At 67.4% G+C, this 14,419-nt stretch carries 13 protein-coding genes and 1 tRNA gene; 9 read left to right on the top strand and 5 right to left on the bottom strand.

What is annotated here, in order from left to right; genetic code table 11:
• Positions 1-18: 18 nt before the first annotated feature.
• Positions 19-945 carry an AAA family ATPase gene (locus tag ACE3SG_RS09340; protein WP_374564486.1) on the bottom strand — a complete coding sequence of 309 codons (927 nt, stop codon included), beginning with the start codon at positions 943-945 and terminating at the stop codon, positions 19-21.
• Between the two features lie 53 nt (positions 946-998).
• On the opposite strand from ACE3SG_RS09340, the gene ACE3SG_RS09335 reads away from it, so the two are divergent.
• Together ACE3SG_RS09335 and ACE3SG_RS09330 are read left to right on the top strand one after the other, a co-directional pair.
• The gene (locus ACE3SG_RS09335; RefSeq protein ID WP_374564388.1) at positions 999-1,934 is read left to right on the top strand and encodes a histone deacetylase family protein; all 936 of its coding nucleotides are present in this window, start codon (positions 999-1,001) and stop codon (positions 1,932-1,934) included.
• 39 nt (positions 1,935-1,973) lie between these two features.
• Positions 1,974-3,239: a mechanosensitive ion channel family protein gene (locus ACE3SG_RS09330; protein ID WP_374564386.1), complete on the top strand. Its 1,266-nt coding sequence runs from the start codon at positions 1,974-1,976 to the stop codon at positions 3,237-3,239.
• A 29-nt stretch (positions 3,240-3,268) separates the two neighbouring features.
• On the opposite strand, the gene ACE3SG_RS09325 is transcribed toward ACE3SG_RS09330, so the two are convergent.
• Complete coding sequence (locus ACE3SG_RS09325) at positions 3,269-4,792, bottom strand: fumarate hydratase (protein WP_374564384.1); 1,524 nt, start codon at positions 4,790-4,792, stop codon at positions 3,269-3,271.
• A 61-nt stretch (positions 4,793-4,853) separates the two neighbouring features.
• On the opposite strand from ACE3SG_RS09325, the gene nhaA reads away from it, so the two are divergent.
• On the top strand, positions 4,854-6,035 hold the full coding sequence (gene nhaA / locus ACE3SG_RS09320; protein ID WP_374564382.1) for a Na+/H+ antiporter NhaA: 1,182 nt from the start codon (positions 4,854-4,856) through the stop codon (positions 6,033-6,035).
• A 6-nt stretch (positions 6,036-6,041) separates the two neighbouring features.
• Here the strand turns inward: nhaA and ACE3SG_RS09315 are convergent, their stop codons facing one another.
• Positions 6,042-6,680 (bottom strand): TIGR00645 family protein, encoded by a 639-nt coding sequence (locus ACE3SG_RS09315; protein WP_374564380.1) that lies wholly within the window; start codon positions 6,678-6,680, stop codon positions 6,042-6,044.
• A 202-nt stretch (positions 6,681-6,882) separates the two neighbouring features.
• On the opposite strand from ACE3SG_RS09315, the gene acs reads away from it, so the two are divergent.
• A complete protein-coding gene (gene acs, locus ACE3SG_RS09310; RefSeq protein ID WP_374564378.1) occupies positions 6,883-8,847 on the top strand; it encodes an acetate--CoA ligase in 1,965 nt (654 codons plus the stop codon).
• A gap of 282 nt (positions 8,848-9,129) precedes the next feature.
• Here the strand turns inward: acs and ACE3SG_RS09305 are convergent, their stop codons facing one another.
• Positions 9,130-9,426 carry a c-type cytochrome gene (locus ACE3SG_RS09305; protein WP_374564376.1) on the bottom strand — a complete coding sequence of 99 codons (297 nt, stop codon included), beginning with the start codon at positions 9,424-9,426 and terminating at the stop codon, positions 9,130-9,132.
• 144 nt (positions 9,427-9,570) lie between these two features.
• Here ACE3SG_RS09305 and ACE3SG_RS09300 point away from each other — a divergent pair, with 144 nt between their 5' ends.
• Positions 9,571-9,855: a TIGR04438 family Trp-rich protein gene (locus ACE3SG_RS09300; RefSeq protein ID WP_374564374.1), complete on the top strand. Its 285-nt coding sequence runs from the start codon at positions 9,571-9,573 to the stop codon at positions 9,853-9,855.
• Between the two features lie 39 nt (positions 9,856-9,894).
• Here the strand turns inward: ACE3SG_RS09300 and ilvD are convergent, their stop codons facing one another.
• Positions 9,895-11,577: a dihydroxy-acid dehydratase gene (gene ilvD, locus ACE3SG_RS09295; RefSeq protein WP_374564372.1), complete on the bottom strand. Its 1,683-nt coding sequence runs from the start codon at positions 11,575-11,577 to the stop codon at positions 9,895-9,897.
• Positions 11,578-11,685: 108 nt separating this feature from the next.
• On the opposite strand from ilvD, the gene ACE3SG_RS09290 reads away from it, so the two are divergent.
• The 4 genes from ACE3SG_RS09290 to ACE3SG_RS09275 all read left to right on the top strand — a co-directional run bounded on the left by ACE3SG_RS09290 (position 11,686) and on the right by ACE3SG_RS09275 (position 14,336).
• Positions 11,686-12,627, top strand: a complete 942-nt coding sequence (locus ACE3SG_RS09290; protein ID WP_374564371.1) for a LysR family transcriptional regulator — start codon at positions 11,686-11,688, stop codon at positions 12,625-12,627.
• 52 nt (positions 12,628-12,679) lie between these two features.
• Positions 12,680-13,519, top strand: a complete 840-nt coding sequence (gene lgt / locus ACE3SG_RS09285) for a prolipoprotein diacylglyceryl transferase (protein WP_374564370.1) — start codon at positions 12,680-12,682, stop codon at positions 13,517-13,519.
• Positions 13,516-14,220, top strand: a complete 705-nt coding sequence (gene dnaQ / locus ACE3SG_RS09280; protein ID WP_374564368.1) for a DNA polymerase III subunit epsilon — start codon at positions 13,516-13,518, stop codon at positions 14,218-14,220. Before lgt ends, dnaQ begins: the two co-directional genes overlap by 4 nt.
• A gap of 41 nt (positions 14,221-14,261) precedes the next feature.
• A tRNA-Val gene (locus ACE3SG_RS09275) sits at positions 14,262-14,336 on the top strand.
• Positions 14,337-14,419: the final 83 nt, after the last annotated feature.

Below are 14,419 nucleotides of genomic sequence, written 5' to 3'. Positions count from 1 at the left end.
GGGAGCGTGGGGGTCTCATTACGGCAGGGGCACCGCCTCGACCATCGCGCGGACCTGCTCGCGCCGGCCGCGGCCAGCACCGGCCACCGGCATCAGGCGGTGCGCGATGGCTTGCGGCAGCAGGGCCTGCAGGTCGTCGGGCGTGACATGGTCACGCCCGGCCATCAGGGCCCGGGCCTTTGCCACGCGCAGCACCGCAATGCCGGCACGCGGCGACATGCCTTCGACAAACCACTGGCCCGACCGGGTGGCGGCGATCAGCGCTTGCAGGTAGTCGAGCAAGGCATCGGACGCGTGGACCTCGGGCACCGCGGCCATCAGGGCCTGCAGTTCTTGCAGGCTCATGACGGGCTCGAGCCGGGCGATCGCATCGCGCCGGTCTTCGCCGGCCAGCAGCGCGCGTTCGGCCTTCCGGTCGGGGTAGCCGAGCGTGATGCACATCAGGAAGCGGTCAAGCTGGCTCTCCGGCAACGGGTAGGTGCCCAATTGGTCGGTCGGGTTCTGCGTGGCGATGACGAAGAACGGCGCGGGCAGGGCGCGGGTCTGCCCGTCGATGGTGACCTGGTGTTCTTCCATCGCTTCGAGCAGCGCGCTTTGCGTCTTCGGGCCGGCGCGGTTGATCTCGTCGGCCAGCAGCACCTGCGCAAAGATCGGCCCGGGGTGGAAGACGAACTCTTCCTTGGCGCGCTCGTAGATGCTCACACCGATCAGGTCGCTGGGCATCAGGTCGGCGGTGAACTGGGCGCGCGCGAACTGCAGGCCCAGCGACACCGCCAGCGCATGCGCCAGCGTGGTCTTGCCGACACCGGGCACGTCTTCGACCAGCAGGTGGCCGCCGGCCAGCAGGCAGGCGATGCTGTCGTCGATCTGCTCGGCCTTGCCGACGATGATCGTGCTAATCTGATTCTTGAGCTGGCTCAAGCGCGATTGCAGGTGGGCGCTCATCATGGTGAGGGCACGATAGCGCAAGATCGCGCCTGACCTGAGGTTTCGTTCCGATGACCACTGCCTACTTCTCGCACCCCGACTGCCGCGCCCACGACATGGGCCGCGGCCACCCGGAATGCCCCGCGCGGCTGGATGCGATCGAAGACCATCTGCTGGCCACCGGGCTGGACATTGCGCTGACGCGCTTCGACGCCCCGCTGGTGCGCCACGAAGACCTGGCGCTGGCCCACACGACCGGCTATGTGGCCGAACTGTCCGAGTTCATGGAGCAGGCGGCTGCGCTGGGCGAGCACCGCTCCGTCGACCCGGACACCTCCGTGAGCCCGGCCACCTGGCAGGCGGCCATGCGGGCGGCCGGCGCCGCGGTGGCCGCCACCGAAGCGGTGATCGACGGCCGGGCCGAGAACGCGTTCTGCGCGATCCGCCCGCCGGGGCACCACGCCACGCGCTCGCGCGCGATGGGCTTCTGCTTCTTCAACAACGTGGCGATCGCCGCGCGCTATGCGCTGGATGTGCGTGGCCTGCAGCGGGTGGCCATCGTCGACTTCGATGTGCACCACGGCAACGGCACCGAAGACATCATCGCCAACGACGAGCGGGTGCTGATGGCGAGCTTCTTTCAGGACCAGCTCTACCCGTTTTCCGGCGGGGTGCCGCTGGGCACCAACATGGTCAACCTGCCGGTGCCGGCCTACACGCGGGGCGGCGAGATCCGCGAGCTGATCGAGGCCAACTGGATGCCGCGGCTGGAGGCGTTCAGGCCGCAGATGGTCTTCATCTCGGCCGGCTTCGACGCCCACCGCGAAGACGAGCTGGGCCAGCTCGGGCTGGTCGAGGCCGACTACGAGTGGATCACCCGCCGCCTGGTCGACCTGGCGCAGCGCCACGCGCACGGGCGCATCGTGTCGTGCCTGGAGGGGGGCTATGCGCTGAGCGCGCTGGCCCGCAGCGTGGCCGCCCACCTGCGGGTGCTGGCTGGCGTCTGAGTCATCTAACGAGTCGCTGCGGCTGACACAATCGGCCGCATGAACAACTCATCCATCCTGCCCGCCGTCACGCTGGACGAGCTGCTCGCGGCGCTGTCGCATTCGAGCGCGTGGATCGAAGCGGCCGTGGTGCTGGCCTGCCTGGCGCTGGCCTGGCTGGTCGTGCGCCTGGTGCGCGGGCGCGAAGTGCCGCCGCAGTCGGTCTGGTTCGGCCGGCAGATCGTCGACGGCGTGCTGTTTCCGGCCTTGGCCTTGGCGTTGGCCTACGGTGCGCGGCGGCTGATGCCTGCGATGGGCGTGCCGCTGGCGTTGTTCAAGATCGTGATCCCGGTCTTGCTGTCGTTCGCGGTCATCCGGCTGTCGGCACGGGTGCTGACGGCGGCGTTCCCGAACTCGCGCGTGATGCGCCTGGCCGAGCGGCTGATCTCGTGGCTGGCTTGGCTGGCCGTCGTCGGCTGGATCACCGGCCTGCTGCCGGTGGTGCTGGACGAGCTGGACGACATCCACTGGAAGCTCGGCGGCGCGAAGGTCTCGGTGCGCAACCTGATCGAGGGCGCGTTGTCGGCCGGCTTCGTGCTGGTGCTGGTGCTGTGGGTGTCCGCCGCGATCGAGGCCCGGCTGCTGCGCGGTGCATATGGCGAAGAGCTGTCGCTGCGCAAGGCGGCGGCGAATGCGGTGCGCGCGCTGCTGACCTTCTTCGGCCTGCTGCTGGCGCTGACGGCGGTGGGCATCGACCTGACCGCCTTGTCGGTGCTGGGCGGCGCCGTGGGCGTGGGCATCGGCTTTGGCCTGCAAAAGCTGGCGGCTAACTACGTCAGCGGTTTCGTGATCCTGGCCGAGCGCTCGTTGCGCATCGGCGACATGGTGCGCGTCGACGGGTTCGAGGGCCGCATCACCGACATCGCCACGCGCTACACGGTGATCCGCGCGCTGAACGGGCGCGAGGCGATCGTGCCGAACGAGATGCTGATCACCCAGCGGGTCGAGAACTCGTCGCTTGCCGACCCGAAGGTGCTGCTGACGACGCAGGTGCAGGTGGCCTACGGCACTGATCTGGACCTGCTGCGACCCAAGATGATCGAGGCGATCCGCAGTGTCAAACGGGTGATGCAGGACCCGGAGCCGGCCGTGCAGCTCTCGGCTTTCGCCGCCGACGGCCTGGAGCTGACCATCAGCTTCTGGATCGTCGACCCCGAGAACGGCAGCGGCGGCGCGCGCTCGGACGTGAACATGGCGATCCTGCGCTGCCTGACGCAGGAGGGGATCGAGATCCCCTTCCCGCAGCGGGTGCTGCGCCGCGCTTAGGCGGCGCTTGGCCCGCGATCAGGGCCTGTTCAGGCCACCGCCACCGGGATCTTGCCGATCTTGTTCTGCCAGATCTTCGGGCCTTCGATGTGCGCGCTGGCGCCGCTGGCGTCCACGGCCACGGTGACCGGCATGTCGACCACGTCGAACTCGTAGATCGCTTCCATGCCGAGGTCGGCAAAGCCGACCACCTTGGCGCCCTTGATCGCCTTCGAGACGAGGTAGGCGGCGCCGCCCACGGCCATCAGGTAGGCGCTCTTGCTGTCCTTGATCGCCTCGATCGCGACCGGGCCGCGCTCGGCCTTGCCGATCATCGCGATCAGGCCGGTCTTCTCGAGCATCATGCGGGTGAACTTGTCCATCCGCGTTGCGGTGGTCGGGCCGGCGGGGCCGACGACCTCGTCACGCACCGGGTCGACCGGGCCGACGTAGTAGATCACGCGGTTGGTGAAGTCGACCGGCAGCTTCTCGCCCTTGGCCAGCATGTCGGCGATGCGCTTGTGCGCGGCGTCGCGGCCGGTCAGCATCTTGCCGTTCAAAAGGATCGTGTCGCCGTGCTTCCAGCTCGCGACCTCTTCCTTGGTCAGCGTGTTCAGGTCGACGCGCTTGCTCTTGTTGTAGTCGGGCGCCCAATGCACGTCGGGCCACAGGTCCAGGCTGGGCGCTTCGAGGTGGGCGGGGCCGGAGCCGTCGAGCACGAAGTGGGCATGGCGCGTGGCGGCGCAGTTCGGGATCATCGCCACCGGCAACGAGGCCGCGTGCGTCGGGAAGGTCTTGATCTTGATGTCGAGCACGGTGGTCAGCCCACCCAGGCCCTGCGCGCCGATGCCCAGCGCGTTGACCTTCTCGTACAGCTCGATGCGCAGCTCTTCGAGCTTGTTGCTGGGGCCGCGCTGCAGCAGCTCGTACATGTCGATGTCGTCCATCAACGCTTCCTTGGCCATCAGCACGGCCTTTTCGGCGGTGCCGCCGATGCCGATGCCCAGCATGCCCGGCGGGCACCAGCCGGCACCCATCGTCGGCACCGTCTTCAGCACCCAGTCGACCAAGCTGTCGCTGGGGTTGAGCATCTGCATCTTCGACTTGTTCTCCGAGCCGCCACCCTTGGCCGCAACGGTCACGTCGACCGTGTTGCCGGGCACCACCTCCATGTGGATCACGGCGGGGGTGTTGTCTTTGGTGTTCTTGCGCTCGAAGATCGGGTCGGCCAGCACCGAGGCGCGCAGCACGTTGTCCGGGTTCAGGTAGCCCTGGCGCACGCCTTGGTTGATGGCGTCCGCGATCGAGCCGGTGAAACCGTCCCATTTCACGTCCATGCCGATCTTGAGGAACACGTTGACGATGCCGGTGTCCTGGCAGATCGGGCGACGGCCCTCGGCGCTCATGCGCGAGTTGGTCAGAATCTGGGCGATCGCGTCCTTGGCCGCCGCGCTTTGCTCGCGCTCGTAGGCGCGCGCCAGGTGGGCGATGTAGTCGGCCGGGTGGTAGTAGCTGATGTACTGCAGCGCGCTCGCGACGGATTCGACGAGGTCGGCCTGGCGGATGGTGGTCATGGCGATCTGGCGGTGGCTAGGTAGGGAAAACGCCAAAGTTTACTCAAGGGGGTGAAACGGGATGGTCACACAGGCATTGAAGCGTTTCCTCGGTCACGAATCGGCCGGCGGCGTGGTGCTGGGTCTGGCGGCCTTGGCCGCGCTGGTGATCAGCAATTCGGCGTGGGCGCCGGCGTATGACGCCTTCCGGCAATGGCCGGGCGAGGTGCGCATTGGCAGCGGCGCGGATTCGCTGGTGCTGGCCAAGCCGTTGCAGGTCTGGGTCAACGACCTGTGGATGGCGGTGTTCTTCTTCCTCGTGGGGCTGGAGATCAAGCGCGAGTTCGTGGAAGGCGAGCTGTCCACCGGCGCGCAGGCCGCCTTGCCGGCGGTGGCTGCGCTGGGCGGCATGGTGGCGCCTGCCCTGATCTTTGCGGCGTTCAACATGGGCGATCCGGTGGCGCTGCGCGGCTGGGCGATTCCGGCAGCGACCGACATTGCGTTCGCGCTTGGCGTGTTGCTGCTGCTGGGCGATCGGGTGCCGATATCGCTGAAGGTTTTCCTGACGGCGGTGGCGATCATCGATGATCTGGGGGCGATCGCCGTGATCGCGCTGTTCTACACGGCCCAGTTGTCGCCGCTGATGCTGGCGGGCGCCGGCGTGTGCGCATTGGGGCTGTTTGCGCTGAACCGCGCGCGGGTCGTGCGGGTCGAGGCCTATGTGCTGCTCGGCTTGGTGCTGTGGCTGTTCGTGCTGAAGTCCGGCGTGCACGCCACGTTGGCCGGCGTCGTCACCGCGCTGGCGGTGCCGATGCGCGACGCCGCCGGGGGCTCTCCGCTGCAGCGCGTCGAGCATGGGCTGCATCCCTGGGTGGCGTTTGCGGTGTTGCCGCTGTTCGCGTTCGCCAACGCCGGGGTGTCGCTTCAGGGCGTGTCGCCATCAGCGTTGTTGGCCCCTGTGCCCTTGGGCATCGCCGCCGGCCTGGTGCTGGGCAAGGCGGCTGGCGTGTTCGGCAGCCTGTGGCTGATGGTGCGATTGGCGGGTGCGCCACGGCCGGCCGAAGCGAGCTGGGCTCAGTGCTTCGGTATGGCGTTGCTGTGCGGCATCGGCTTCACGATGAGCCTGTTCGTCGGCGGCCTGGCCTTCGAGGGCCAGGGTGCCGGCTACGAGGCCCAGCTCAAGCTGGGCGTGCTGAGCGGCTCGATGGTCGCTGGCGTGCTGGGCACGCTGGTGCTCTTGGCCGCGGGCCGCAAACCGCGCTGATTCTGCTCAGTGCTTGCCGCCGGCGTGCGGCATCACCCGGTCGGCCGCGGCAATGGCCAGCGCCGAGAGCAGGAAGGCGACGTGGATCAGCGTCTGCCACATCAGCGTCTTCTCGGTGTAGTTCTCGGCGTTGATGAAGGTCTTCAGCAGGTGGATCGAGCTGATGCCGATGATGGCGGTGGCCAGCTTGACCTTCAGCACCGAGGCGTTGACGTGGCTCAGCCACTCGGGCTGGTCGGGGTGGCCGTCCAGATCGAGGCGCGAGACGAAGGTTTCGTAGCCGCCGACGATCACCATCACCAGCAGATTCGAGATCATCACCACGTCGATCAGGCCCAGCACCACCAGCATGATGATGGTTTCGCTGAGTTTCACGATCGGCTCATAGCCGGTGACCTTGCCGGAGGCTGCGTCGACGATGGCCGTGCCCTTGTAGCCGAGGCTGGTGACCAGGCTGGCCAGCGCGTCCTTGCTGCCGAACACCGCCTCGATCAGGTGGATCAGCTCGCCCCAGAACTGGAACACGTAGACCGCCTGCGCCAGGATCAGGCCGAGGTACAGCGGCAGCTGCAGCCAACGGCTGGCAAAGATCAGCTGCGGCAGCGGCCGCAGGCGTGGCGATGGGTTGTTGCTCGGTTGTTCCATTGGGGGGCGAACGATGTGCGACAGTGTGGAAATCGGCAGGCCGCGGATTGTAGGGGCCCCCTCAAGACAGCGGTCTGACGGTTGCCGGCGACGGGAGTAAGCCCTTCGTCAGACGCCCGGACGAAAGTGCGGGCCATCAGCTGGCCGGCGTCTGCCGGACGCGGCCGCTCGCAGCCTGTTTGCAGTCTTGAGGAGACAAGTGATGACCGAAGAGCTGAAGACCTACGCACCCCCTTCTGCGTTGGCCGCCACCGCCCACGTGTCCGGCATCGCCGCCTACGAGGCCTTGTGCCGCGAGGCCGACAGCGACCACCAGGCCTACTGGGGCCGCCTGGCGCGCGAGCTGATCAGCTGGAAAAAGCCTTTCACGAAGGTGCTGAACGACAGCGAAGCCCCGTTCTTCAAGTGGTTCGAAGACGGCACGCTGAACGCGTCGTACAACTGCCTGGACCGCAACGTCGAGCGCGGCCTGGGCGACAAGACCGCGCTGATCTTCGAAGCCGACGGCGGCGAAGTCACCAAGACCAGCTACAGCGAACTGCTGGCCAAGACCTGCCAGATCGCCAATGGCCTGAGGTCCCTGGGCATCACCAAGGGCGACCGGGTTGTCATCTACATCTCGATGTCGGTCGATGGCGTTGCAGCCATGCAGGCCTGTGCGCGCATCGGTGCGACGCACTCGGTGGTCTTCGGCGGCTTCTCGGCCCAGTCGCTGCGTGACCGCATCGAAGACACCGGCGCCAAGGCGGTGATCACCGCCGACCATCAGATCCGCGGCGGCAAGCAACTGCCGCTGAAGGCGATCGTCGACGAGGCGCTGGCCCTGGGCGGCTGCGATTCGGTGAAGAACGTGCTGGTGGTCAAGCGCTCCGGCGCGGCGGTCAACATGACGGCCGGCCGCGACCAATGGATGGCCGACGTGGTGGCCAGCCAGCCGACGACCTGCGAGCCAGAATGGGTCGAGGCCGAGCACCCGTTGTTCCTGCTGTACACGTCGGGCTCGACCGGCAAGCCCAAGGGCGTGCAGCACTCGACCGGCGGCTACCTGCTGCATGCCGCGCTGACCACCAAGTGGACCTTCGACCTGAAGGCCGACGATGTGTTCTGGTGCACGGCTGACATCGGCTGGGTCACCGGCCACACCTACATCACCTACGGCCCGCTGGCGCTGGGCGGCACCGAGATCGTGTTCGAAGGGGTGCCCACCTACCCGGATGCCGGCCGCTTCTGGAAGATGATCCAGGACCACAAGGTCACGATCTTCTACACCGCGCCGACGGCGATCCGCTCGCTCATCAAGGCGGCCGAGGCCAACGCGGCCGTGCACCCGAAGAGCTACGACCTCAAGAGCCTGCGCATCCTCGGCTCGGTGGGCGAGCCCATCAACCCGGCGGCCTGGGAGTGGTACCACCAGCACGTGGGCGGCGGCCGCTGCCCGATCGTCGACACCTTCTGGCAGACCGAGACCGGCGGCCACATGATCACGCCGCTGCCGGGCGCCACCACGCTGGTGCCGGGCTCGTGCACGCTGCCGTTCCCGGGCATTGCCGCGGCGATCGTCGACGAGTTGGGCAATGACGTGCCGAACGGGCAGGGCGGCATCCTGGTCGTCAAGAAGCCGTGGCCGGCGATGATCCGCACGATCTGGGGCGACCCCGAGCGCTTCAAGAAGAGCTACTACCCGCCCGAGCTGAAGGGCTACTACCTGGCGGGCGACGGTGCGATCCGCGACGCGCAGACCGGCTACTTCACGATCACCGGCCGCATCGACGACGTGCTGAACGTCTCGGGCCACCGCATGGGCACGATGGAGATCGAGTCGGCGTTGGTCAGCTGCACCGAGCTGGTGGCCGAAGCCGCGGTGGTCGGGCGGCCCGACGACACCACCGGCGAGGCCATCTGCGCCTTCGTCGTGCTGAAGCGCCCCCGCCCGACCGGTGACGAGGCCAAGGCGATCGCCAAGCAACTGCGCGACCACGTCGGCAAAGAGATCGGCCCGATCGCGAAGCCGAAAGACATCCGCTTCGGCGACAACCTGCCCAAGACCCGCTCGGGCAAGATCATGCGGCGGCTGCTGCGCTCGATTGCCAAAGGCGAAGCCATCACCCAGGACACGAGCACGTTGGAGAACCCAGCGATCCTGGATCAGTTGTCTGAGAACAACTGAGTTGCTCCGACGGAGCAACTCGGTTGTTCGGGGTTTGCTCATATCGCAAGGCGATGTGGGCAAACACCAAAACAACTGATCCCGCGGCTGCCCGGCAGCCGTCGCCGCTGTGCGGCGAGATCGCTGGGTTCGGGGTTCACTCATATCGCGTCAGCGATGTGGGTGAACACCAGAACCCCAACGCAAGTCAGCCAACCTGGTACGACGCGCTGACCTCACAACAGAGATCAACAAACAAAAAGCCCCGCATCGCGGGGCTTTCTCTTTCAGGGCGTCACCCGATCACTTGATCGTCAACACCCAGGTCGCCAGTTGCTTGGCTTCTTCCGGCGTCACCGGGTTGGCGGGCATCGGCACCTGGCCCCAGACACCCACGCCACCCTTCTGGATCTTGTCGGCCAGCTTGGCCACGGCGTCCTTCTGGCCGGCGTACTTGGCGGCCACGTCCTTGTAGGCGGGGCCGACCAGCTTCTTGTCGGTGGCGTGGCAGGCCAGGCAGTTCTTCTGCTTGGCCAGGTCGGCATTGGCAAAGGCCGGCGACACGGCGGCGACGGCGAGCAGGGCGATCAGACTTTTCATGGTGTCCTTCAGCAAAGGGTGGGACAAAGAGGGCTGCAACATGGGCTCTGGTTTACAGTCCATCCAACGCAGTTTACAAACTTCCGTTGACGCTGGGCTCGCGGCCTTGCGACATCGTTCACCGGCCGCGTTGGAGTGCTTGCCATGTTGTTCATCATCATCGGGGTCGCATTGATCGTGTTGCGCATCGCTGGCGTCAGCCCCATGGCCGACTGGAATCTCGATCTCACCGGCGACCTGTGGAAGCTGGTGCTGCCCTTTGTCCTGGCCCTGGCCTGGTGGGGCTGGTCCGACGCGAGCGGCATGACCAAGCGGCGCGAGATGGAGCGCGACGAGGAGCGCAAGTCCGAGCGCCGCGCCCGCAACATCAACAACCTCGGCCTCGGGCCGAAAGACCCGAAGGCCAAGGGCTCCGCCCGCCGGCGTTGAGCGGGCGGCAAGGCGCGTGCCGAGCCGGCCCCTTGCCCCTTATTCGAAGCGGTCCAGCACGGCGCCCCCACTGGCGCTGCAGGCGTTCTTCGAGAATTTGGCCAGCACGCCGCGGGTGTAGCGCGGGGCCGGGCGCTGCCAGGCGGCACGGCGGCGAGCCAGTTCGGCATCGTCCACGTTCAGCTCCAGCTTCAGCTGGTGCGCGTCGATCGTGATCGAGTCGCCCTCCTTGACCAACGCGATCGTGCCGCCCTCGTAGGCTTCGGGCGCCACGTGGCCCACCACCATGCCCCAGGTGCCGCCGGAGAAACGCCCGTCGGTGACCAGGCCGACGGATTCGCCCAGGCCCTGGCCGATCAGCGCACCGGTGGGGGCCAGCATCTCGGGCATGCCCGGGCCGCCCTTGGGGCCCAGGTAGCGCAGCACCATCACGTCGCCGGCCTTGATCTGGTTGGCCATGATCGCCGCCAGCGCCGATTGCTCGTCGTCGAACACGCGCGCCGGGCCGGTGATCACCGGGTTCTTCAGGCCGGTGATCTTGGCCACGCAGCCTTCGGGCGACAGGTTGCCCTTCAAGATGGCGAGGTGGCCTTCGCTGTACATCGGCTGGGTGAGCGGGCGGATCACCTCCTGCCCGGCCGGCGGTGCATCGGGCACATCGGCCAGGTTCTCGGCCACCGTCTTGCCGGTGATCGTCATGCAGTCGCCGTGCAGCAGGCCGGCGTTCAACAGCAGCTTCATCACTTGGGGGATGCCGCCGGCGCGGTGCAGGTCGATCGCCAGGAAACGGCCGCTGGGCTTGAGGTCGCAGATCACCGGCACCTTGCGGCGCACGCGCTCGAAATCGTCGATCGTCCAGTCGACCTCGGCCGCGTGCGCAATCGCCAGGAAGTGCAGCACCGCGTTGGTCGAGCCGCCGGTGGCCATGATCACCGCCACCGCGTTCTCGATCGCTTTCTTGGTGACGATGTCGCGCGGCTTCAGGTCTTGGCGAATGGCCTCGACCAGCACCGCGGCACAGTGCTTCACGCTGGCGACGATCTCTTCCTCGACGTTGGCCATCGTCGACGAATACGGCAGGCTCATGCCCAGCGCCTCGAACGACGAGCTCATCGTGTTGGCGGTGTACATGCCGCCACATGAGCCGGTGCCCGGGATCGCACGGCGCTCGATCTGGCAGAAATCTTCTTCGCTCATCTTGCCGGCCGAGAACTGGCCGACCGCCTCGAACACGCTGACGATGTTCAAGTCCTGGCCCTTGTAGTGGCCCGGCAGGATCGTGCCGCCGTAGACGTAGATCGACGGCACGTTGGCGCGCAGCATGCCCATCATGCCGCCCGGCATGTTCTTGTCGCAGCCCCCGATGACGATGACGCCGTCCATCCACTGGCCGCCGACGCAGGTCTCGACGCAATCAGCAATGACTTCGCGCGAGACGAGCGAATACTTCATGCCCTCGGTGCCCATCGCCATGCCATCACTGATCGTCGGCGTGCCGAAGATCTGCGGGTTGGCGCCGGCCTCTTTCAGGCCATGCACTGCGGCGTCGGCCAGCTTCTGCAGGCCCGAGTTGCAGGGCGTGATCGTCGAATGCCCGTTGGCCACGCCGACCATCGGCTTGCCGAAGTCACCCTCCTGGTAGCCCATGCCGTAGTACATGGATCGGTTCGGCGCGCGTGCCACGCCTTCGGTGATGTTCTTGGAGCGACGGTTCAGGCTCATGGGTTCTCCTCGCGGGGCGGGATGGGGTGGGGCGGTGGAGGGCAAGTATCTCGCCGCGGGAATGCCGAGTCCAATATATTCATGGGCCGGCAGTAATATGCACAGCATATGAATGACCCGACGCCACCGCTGATCGAGCTGCGTGCCTGGCGGCAGTTTCTGGCGCTGGCCGAGACCTTGCACTTCGGCCAGGCGGCCCAGCGGCTGGCGATGACGCAGCCGCCGCTGACGATGGCGATCCAGCAGCTCGAGTCACGCCTGGGCGTGGCGCTGTTCGAGCGCAACCGCCGCCGGGTCGCGCTCAGCCCAGCCGGCGAGGCGCTGGTCGAGCCGGTGCGCCACCTGCTGCAGCAGGCCGCGGCCTTGCCCGGTGTGGCGCAGGCGGCCGGGCGCGGCGCGGTGGGACGGCTGCGTCTGGGCTTCGTGTCGACGGTCGGCTTCGGCCCGTTGCCCGGCTGGCTGCGTGGCTTTCGGCAGGCCGAGCCGGGTGTGCAGGTGGTGCTGAAGGAGGCGACCACCGACGTGCAGCTGCAGGCCTTGTCGCGCGGCGAGGCAGACGCCGGTTTCGTGCTGCACGCCCCCGGCGCGTCGGCCGCGCTGGCGCCATGGTCGCGCCTGTCGGTCGGCCGCGAGCCGCTGGTGCTGGCCTTGCCCGAAGGCACGCCGCTGGCCACCACGCGCCGGTTGAAGGTGGGCGAGTTGCTGGCGCAGCCGCTGGTGATCTTCCCGCGGGTCATCGCACCGTCGTTGTACGACGCGGTGCTGGGCTACTACCACCGGCACGGTGTGTCACCGGTGGTGGTGCAAGAGGCGATCCAGATGCAGACCATCGTCAACCTGGTGTCGGCCGGCCTGGGGCTGGCCTGGGTGCCGCGCTCGATGATGCAGTTGCAGCGCCCCGGCGTGGCCTACCGGGCGCTGCCGACCTCGTTGAGCGAAGGGGCGCCGCAGTGCGAGACCAGCCTGGTCTGGGCACCCGACAGCGGGGCGGTGGCCGGACGTTTTGCAGCCTACGTCGCCGCGGCGCTGGCCGGCGCCGCCCGGCACTGAGCGCGGCCCGGCCAGCCGGGGGCGGGCGGCCGCCGCCGTATCATCCCGCCCCATGCTCACGCACCCGCAATTCAACCCGATCGCGCTCGACCTGACGCGCATCGGCCTGCCCCTGCAGATCCACTGGTACGGGCTGACCTACCTGGTTGCCTTTGGCCTGTTCCTGTTCCTGGCCGCACGGCGTGTGCGCCTGCCCTGGTTTGCCAACGCCGGCTGGACGCGGCGCGACGTGGAAGACCTGTTGTTCTACGGCGTGGTCGGGGTGGTGCTCGGTGGGCGCCTGGGCTATGTGATGTTCTACAAGCCGGGCTATTACGCCAGCCACCCGCTCGAAGTCTTTGCGGTCTGGAAAGGCGGCATGTCGTTCCACGGCGGCTTGCTCGGCGTGGCGGTGGCGATGGCGATGTTCGCCTGGTTGCGCAAGCGCTCGTTCTGGCAGGTCACCGACCTGATCGCGCCGTGTGTGCCGACCGGGCTGGCCAGTGGCCGCGTGGGCAACTTCATCAACGGCGAGCTGTGGGGCCGCGCGGCGGACCCGAGCCTGCCGTGGGCGATGGTGTTCCCGCAGGCGGGGCCCGAGATGCTGCCGCGCCACCCGTCGCAGGTCTACCAGTTTCTGCTCGAGGGCCTGCTGCTGTTCGTGCTGCTGTGGTTCTATGGCAAGAAGCCGCGCGGCCGGGGCCAGGTCTCTGGCGCATTCCTGTTCGGCTACGGGGTGTTCCGCTTCATTGCCGAGTACTTCCGCGAGCCCGACAACTTCCTCGGCCTGCTGGCGATGAACATGAGCATGGGCCAATGGCTGTGCGTGCCGATGATCCTGGGCGGCGCAGCGCTGTGGGCCTGGGGCTCGCGCCAGCCGGTGCCCGGCGCCGCGATGGAGGCCAAGGCATGAGGCAGATCTTTCTCGACACCGAAACCACGGGCCTCTCGCCCGACAGCGGCGACCGCCTGGTCGAAGTTGGCTGCATCGAGATGGTCAACCGGCGCCTGACCGGCAACACCAAGCACTTCTACCTGAACCCCGAGCGCAAGAACAGCGAAGACGCGGTGCGCGTGCACGGCCTGACCGACGAGTTCCTGGCCGACAAGCCGATCTTCGCGGCCATTGCCGACGAGCTGATGGAGTTTCTGGCCGACGCCGAGGTCGTGATCCACAACGCGGCCTTCGACGTGGGCTTCCTGAACGCCGAACTGCGCCGCCTGAACCGCCCGTTGTTCGCCGACTGCGTGGGCGGCATCAAGGACTCGCTCGCGATGGCGCGCGAGATGTTTCCCGGCAAGAGCAACTCGCTCGATGCCTTGTGCAAGCGGCTGGAGGTCGACAACTCCAACCGCACGCTGCACGGCGCGCTGCTCGACGCGGGGCTGCTGGCCGAGGTCTACATCCGCCTGACGCGTGGGCAAGACTCGCTGGTCATCGACAGCGCCGAGTCGTCCAACCAGGGCCTGCAGGTGGCGCAGATCGACTTGTCGACCTTCGACTTGGTGGTCACTGTGCTGAGCGACGCAGAGCTCGCGGCCCACGAGGCGATGTTGGCCGAGTTGGACAAGGCCAGCGGCGGCAAGACGCAGTGGCGAAAACTTGTGGCATAATCACAGGCTTCCCGGAACACGCTGTTTTCCGAACAGAATCCGGGCGGTTAGCTCAGCGGTAGAGCACTGCCTTCACACGGCAGGGGTCGCAGGTTCGAACCCTGCACCGCCCACCAGAACAACGCCCCATTCGTCGATCGACGGTGGGGCGTTTGTCATTCTGGTGTCCGCAGGGCCGGCCGTGCCAAGGCTGCCAGGC

The organism is Ideonella sp. (assembly GCF_041914305.1).
GTDB lineage: Bacteria > Pseudomonadota > Gammaproteobacteria > Burkholderiales > Burkholderiaceae_C > Ideonella.
This window is presented reverse-complemented; position numbering and strand designations above follow the sequence as displayed.

What these genes read in the sequence shown, in the direction of transcription:
- ACE3SG_RS09340 (WP_374564486.1), bottom strand. Translation starts at nt 945, where the DNA reads ATGAGCGCCCACCTGCAATCGCGCTTGAGCCAGCTCAAGAATCAGATT.
- ACE3SG_RS09335 (WP_374564388.1), top strand. Translation starts at nt 999, where the DNA reads ATGACCACTGCCTACTTCTCGCACCCCGACTGCCGCGCCCACGACATG.
- ACE3SG_RS09330 (WP_374564386.1), top strand. Translation starts at nt 1,974, where the DNA reads ATGAACAACTCATCCATCCTGCCCGCCGTCACGCTGGACGAGCTGCTC.
- ACE3SG_RS09325 (WP_374564384.1), bottom strand. Translation starts at nt 4,792, where the DNA reads ATGACCACCATCCGCCAGGCCGACCTCGTCGAATCCGTCGCGAGCGCG.
- nhaA (WP_374564382.1), top strand. Translation starts at nt 4,854, where the DNA reads ATGGTCACACAGGCATTGAAGCGTTTCCTCGGTCACGAATCGGCCGGC.
- ACE3SG_RS09315 (WP_374564380.1), bottom strand. Translation starts at nt 6,680, where the DNA reads ATGGAACAACCGAGCAACAACCCATCGCCACGCCTGCGGCCGCTGCCG.
- acs (WP_374564378.1), top strand. Translation starts at nt 6,883, where the DNA reads ATGACCGAAGAGCTGAAGACCTACGCACCCCCTTCTGCGTTGGCCGCC.
- ACE3SG_RS09305 (WP_374564376.1), bottom strand. Translation starts at nt 9,426, where the DNA reads ATGAAAAGTCTGATCGCCCTGCTCGCCGTCGCCGCCGTGTCGCCGGCC.
- ACE3SG_RS09300 (WP_374564374.1), top strand. Translation starts at nt 9,571, where the DNA reads ATGTTGTTCATCATCATCGGGGTCGCATTGATCGTGTTGCGCATCGCT.
- ilvD (WP_374564372.1), bottom strand. Translation starts at nt 11,577, where the DNA reads ATGAGCCTGAACCGTCGCTCCAAGAACATCACCGAAGGCGTGGCACGC.
- ACE3SG_RS09290 (WP_374564371.1), top strand. Translation starts at nt 11,686, where the DNA reads ATGAATGACCCGACGCCACCGCTGATCGAGCTGCGTGCCTGGCGGCAG.
- lgt (WP_374564370.1), top strand. Translation starts at nt 12,680, where the DNA reads ATGCTCACGCACCCGCAATTCAACCCGATCGCGCTCGACCTGACGCGC.
- dnaQ (WP_374564368.1), top strand. Translation starts at nt 13,516, where the DNA reads ATGAGGCAGATCTTTCTCGACACCGAAACCACGGGCCTCTCGCCCGAC.